This is a genomic window from Limosilactobacillus portuensis (assembly GCF_014838735.1).
Classification (GTDB): Bacteria; Bacillota; Bacilli; order Lactobacillales; family Lactobacillaceae; genus Limosilactobacillus; species Limosilactobacillus portuensis.
In genome coordinates this window covers 1-274 of record NZ_JABUXQ010000149.1, presented here as the reverse complement: position 1 = coordinate 274, position 274 = coordinate 1, and the positions used below count along the sequence as shown (strand labels likewise).

1 protein-coding gene is annotated in these 274 nt (G+C 63.9%); it reads left to right on the top strand.

The window, feature by feature from the left end; translation table 11 throughout:
* Window positions 1–274, top strand: a 274-nt coding sequence (locus HUK49_RS10940; RefSeq protein WP_191913706.1) for a P-loop NTPase family protein, incomplete at both ends; no start/stop codon positions are given.

Sequence of the window (274 nt, the reverse complement as noted above, 5' to 3'; positions counted from 1 at the left end):
ATGGCGGCCTTTATCGCGGCCCTCATTCCCGACCAGTCACTGCTCCACTTCCGTAACACCACGGAGGCGGGCTCCAGCAGTGCCTCCCGCGACAAGGGGCTTTACGGCAAGCTGCAGCGCGGCCACTGCTATTCGCTGCTGGAAGTGATGAACAGCCGCGAGCAGCGGATCTGGGTCGGCGTCCACCTCGAACAGGTGGCCAACCGTGACAACAAGGTCAACATCACCCCGTTCGCCCTGGTGGATGTACCCGAGCACCTGGCGCCCACGGATC